Source organism: Actinomycetota bacterium, assembly GCA_030776725.1.
In the GTDB taxonomy this organism is placed as follows: Bacteria; Actinomycetota; Nitriliruptoria; order Nitriliruptorales; family JAHWKO01; genus JAHWKW01.
Genome location: JALYHG010000054.1, coordinates 1 through 3,729 on the forward strand (window position 1 = coordinate 1; position 3,729 = coordinate 3,729).

Annotated in this window: 4 protein-coding genes; 1 reads left to right on the top strand and 3 read right to left on the bottom strand. The window is 70.6% G+C overall.

Annotation, left to right across the window (positions count from 1 at the left end):
• On the top strand, nucleotides 1-627 hold a 627-nt coding region (locus M3N57_02525), incomplete at its 5' end, for a hypothetical protein (GenBank protein MDP9021574.1).
• A 635-nt stretch (nucleotides 628-1,262) separates the two neighbouring features.
• Here the strand turns inward: M3N57_02525 and M3N57_02530 are convergent.
• From M3N57_02530 to M3N57_02540, 3 genes are all read right to left on the bottom strand, one after another.
• Complete coding sequence (locus M3N57_02530) at nucleotides 1,263-1,700, bottom strand: hypothetical protein (GenBank protein MDP9021575.1); 438 nt, start codon at nucleotides 1,698-1,700, stop codon at nucleotides 1,263-1,265.
• A gap of 181 nt (nucleotides 1,701-1,881) precedes the next feature.
• The gene (locus tag M3N57_02535; protein MDP9021576.1) at nucleotides 1,882-3,030 is read right to left on the bottom strand and encodes a DEAD/DEAH box helicase; all 1,149 of its coding nucleotides are present in this window, start codon (nucleotides 3,028-3,030) and stop codon (nucleotides 1,882-1,884) included.
• A 273-nt stretch (nucleotides 3,031-3,303) separates the two neighbouring features.
• Nucleotides 3,304-3,609 carry a hypothetical protein gene (locus M3N57_02540; protein MDP9021577.1) on the bottom strand — a complete coding sequence of 102 codons (306 nt, stop codon included), beginning with the start codon at nucleotides 3,607-3,609 and terminating at the stop codon, nucleotides 3,304-3,306.
• Nucleotides 3,610-3,729 lie beyond the last annotated feature (120 nt).

The window sequence follows — 3,729 nt, forward strand, 5'->3', positions numbered from 1 at the left end:
CAGCAGGGCGGCTTCGGGCCCACGTTCGACGGGGACGTCGCGGTCGCGTTCGACGCGCTGACCTGGTTCGCAGGCCGCTACGTCGCGATCGCCCGAGCCGGCGACGGCCTGGGATTCGCCCACTCCGCCGACGGTCTGACCTGGGAGCTGACGCCGCCCACCCCCGGCGTGTACCAGCTGAATCCGAACACTCCCACCGCGCTGGTGGTCGACGGGGAACGGCTCCTGGCGCTGGGGACCTTCTCCGGTGAGGACGAGGTGGACGGGGCGGTGTGGTCCTCCGACGACGGGGTGACCTGGCAGCGCGTCGAGGCGGGAGGACTCGGCGGTCCCGGACAGCAGGCGGTGCTCGGGGCGGGTGTCGTGGCCGGCGCGATCGTCGCGGTCGGGCACGATTTCCCCGGCGGCACGGAGTCCCCGCACCCGGCGGCGTGGCAGCGGCGCGCGGACGGCACGTGGCTCCGGCTCGACGGCGACGGCACCTTCGACGCGCCCGGCACGCTGACCACGGCGGCACAGCTGGACGGGCACTCGCTGCTGGTTGCGGGGAGCATCTTCACCGACGACCGCCCGGACGGGGCGCTGTGGACCTACACGCTCGACGGCGACGGTTCCGACGCCCGGTAGCAGGCCCGGCCCGATGACGCCGACTGCTCGGCGGCGGTGATGCCGGCCGATCTGCCACCCGATGCTGGAGGACTTCCACCGGCGGCCGCCGACCTGCGCGAGGCGCTGTACGACGCGGTGGTCGCCTGCGACGACGGACGACTCGAGGCGCTAGCCACACAGGAGAGCGTCCGTTCACGTTCTCCTTCGGGGCGGACGAGGCCAGCGCGACACCCGCCCGCCCAGCAGCAGCGTCCACGGCAGCCGCTCGGCCACCAGCGTCGAGACAGTGACGTTGTGGCTGATCGACGTGCCGAGGTCGCCCCGTGCGAGGTCGGCGAGGTAGCGACCGTACTGCTCGCCGATCGTCGGTCGAGGCCGTAGTCGTTCTCGACGGCAGCCCGCCGATCGGGGTCGCCCACGTAGGTGGCGGAGCGCGGATCGCTCAGCGCAGCCAGCGGTCGTCCCGGCAGGACCCGTGGGAGTAAAAGTTCAGCGTGATCAGTAGCAGCACCGTGACGAGGTACGTGGTGAGCATCGTCACCGGCCGGAACCGGGGACCGCAGACGGGTTGCGTCGCCGGGCCCGGCCGCGGGCCCGGCGGTCGCGACCGCACCGTCTGCTTGAGCAACACAGGGGTATGGCGACCTACAGATCTAGCCGGGACCGATGCGGCAGGCTGGCGACAACCCGATCTCGTCGGCTGCTTGGTTGACGTCCGCTGCGTTGCCCGGATCCTGGATGATCGACGGGTCCTCCTCCATCCGGTTGAGGAACTCTTCCCCGCCGGTTACATAGGCGTCGACCTCGTCGGCGAACTCATCGGGCGGTTCGAATTCGCCGATCTCTTCGAGCTGCTGTCGGGTCTCGGGGATGATCGTCTCCTGCGCAAGTCGACGGAACTCCTCGGGGCTGGGCATCTGCCCTCCGGCCAGGATCTCGCTGGCGGCCGCTTCGATGTTCGAGCGGTGCTCCTGGCAGATCTCGTTGGCCTGCTGGATGAACTCGTCCCGACTCAAGCCCCCGTTGTCGCCGCAAGCTGCCGCGACGACGGCGACCGCGAGCGCGACGAGCGTGGACAACCTCAACGTCATCAGATGCTCCGCTCTCCTCGATCAGCGAGGTCCAGGAACCGTCCGGAGGCGAGGGCATCGTAGGGTGCCGGTGACCGCGAGTTGCAGGTCGGCCGGTCGTGGAGCCGAGGACGGGCGACCCGGCACGGTTCCGCGGTTGCGGGGGTCTCGCGCCGCCGTGCCGCTCCTAGCGGTCGCCGCGCTACGCGACGCGCAGGACGGGCCGGCCGCCGGTGACCGCCTCCATCCGCACGGGCGCGACGTCCTGGCGCATCCCGAGGGAGCGCTGCATCGCCCGGACATCACGTGCCTTGTCCGGGGCGACGAGCGTCACCACGAGCCCGTCCGCACCCGCCCGCCCGGTGCGGCCGGAACGGTGCACGTAGTCCTTCTCGGTTCCGGCAGGGTCGTAGTGCACCACCACACCGACGTCGTCGACGTGGATGCCTCGGGCGGCCACATCGGTGGCGACCAGGGTCTTGACGCGCCGGGCGCCGAAGTCCGCGAGCGCACGTTCGCGCTGCCTCTGAGAACGGTCACCGTGGACGGCCGCCGCCGACACGCCGTGGCGGCCGAGCTGCTTGGCGAGTCGGTCGGCTCCGCGCTTCGTGCGCGTGAACACGATCGCCGGGGAGGCGTTACGGACGATGTCGGCCGTGACCGTTAGCCGTTCGTGCGCCGGCGTGTTCCAGAACAGGTGCTGCACGTCGCCCTGGTCGTCGTCGGAGCCGGCGACCTCGAAGCGCACCGGATCACGCTGGTAGCGGCTGACCAGCACGTCGACGTCGCCGTCGAGGGTGGCGGAGAACAGCAGGGTCTGACGCTGGGCGTGGGTCTGATCGAGCAGGCGCTTCACCTCCGGCAGGAAGCCCATGTCGGCCATACGGTCGGCCTCATCGACCACGGCGAGGCGCACGTCGCCGAGGACGACGAACCGGCGCCTCACGAGGTCCGCGAGTCGACCGGGGCACGCGACCGCGATGTCGACACCGCGCTCGAGGCGCTGACGGTCCTTGTTGATGGAGGTGCCGCCGTAGAAGGTCTCGGTGCGCAGGCCACGGAGCCCAGCCAGCGGCCGGACGGCCGCGGCGACCTGAGAGGCGAGCTCCCGCGTCGGTACGAGCACGAGCGCGCTCGGACGGCGCGGGGCCGCCTCGTCGGCGAGGACGGCGAGCGGGATACCGAACGCGAGTGTCTTGCCCGAGCCGGTGGGCGCGTGGCCGCAGATGTCACGTCCGGCGATCGCATCCGCGATCGCGAGTGACTGGATGGGGAAGGCGGCGGTGATGCCGCCCTTGGCGAGCACGTCGGAGATGTTCCGGGGCACGCCGAGTTCGATGAAGGTGCTCAAAGCGATCTACTTCCTGCCGGAGACGCGCGGCCTCCAGCGGCAGACGCGCACGGACGTCCCGTACGCGGGCGTGGGGCCGAGCATGGTGGCTGGCCGCACTGGTGACACGCCCGTACGAGAGAGCGATCGGGGGGATCGCGGTCAGAGTCCGGCGCCGGTGAGCGGTTCAGCTGTGGCGCGCGTGTCGGTGACGTACCGACGTCACGCAGATGAGTGTACCTGGGGCGTGCACTGAGGCCAGGATCGGTCTCACAGGTCCCGGTGGAGGGTGATCTACGACTCGAACGTGCCGTCACCGCCCATCACACGCGGGATCGCGTTGAAAGCACCGCAGGCGGCACACCGGAACGCGACGCTCTCCACCTGGCCGAAACGAACCCCGTCGACGAGCACCACCCCGCATGCTCCGCAGACGAACGCATGCGGTCCGCTGCCGTGGATGGCGACGGGGTCGGCGTGGGTCCCCTCGTTGACGACCGCTCCACGTGCCACGTCATGTTCGGAGATGACCTTCATCCTGATGCGCATCGTCGCGAGCCTATGGGGCTGCAGCGACTCGCAGTTGATCGGGCCCACCATGGGCGAAAGGCAGAACGGAGATCGGCGAGCGCCTGCCGCACGGTCACGGCCCGGCTCGGCCGCAGGCAGTACCGTCGGCGTGCACCCGGTCGGGGCATCACGCTCGTTTCATCCTGAGAG

Excerpts from the sequence above, each read along its gene's own strand:
- M3N57_02530 (MDP9021575.1), bottom strand. The coding sequence starts at position 1,700 with ATGACGTTGAGGTTGTCCACGCTCGTCGCGCTCGCGGTCGCCGTCGTC.
- M3N57_02540 (MDP9021577.1), bottom strand. The coding sequence starts at position 3,609 with ATGGTGGGCCCGATCAACTGCGAGTCGCTGCAGCCCCATAGGCTCGCG.